We start from the raw sequence: 237 nt of genomic DNA, 5'->3' as shown, positions 1-237 counted from the left end.
GCGAAAATGGCGGTGCCAAAAACTGTTCAGGTCGTGGGGCGGATGACATCTATCTATCTGTGCCCATTGGTACCACCGTGGTTGATACCGAAACAGGTGAGGTCTTAGCGGACTTGACCAAAAAAGGGCAAACGGCGATGATTGCCAAAGGCGGTGACGGTGGACAAGGCAATACTCATTTTAAAACCTCCACCAATCAAGCCCCAAGACGTGCCACCCCAGGTTTCCCAGGTGAAC

The 237-nt window shown here is 52.3% G+C and carries 1 pseudogene; it reads left to right on the top strand.

From position 1 onward, the window contains the following. A pseudogene (locus ACSV5T_RS10350) lies at nucleotides 1-237 on the top strand (GTPase ObgE); the annotation flags it as partial.

Source organism: Veillonella sp. ZSJB6, assembly GCF_051549505.1.
Taxonomy (GTDB): Bacteria; Bacillota; Negativicutes; order Veillonellales; family Veillonellaceae; genus Veillonella.
The sequence above is the reverse complement of the archived record's forward strand: the minus strand, read 5'-3'. Positions and strand labels throughout refer to the sequence as shown.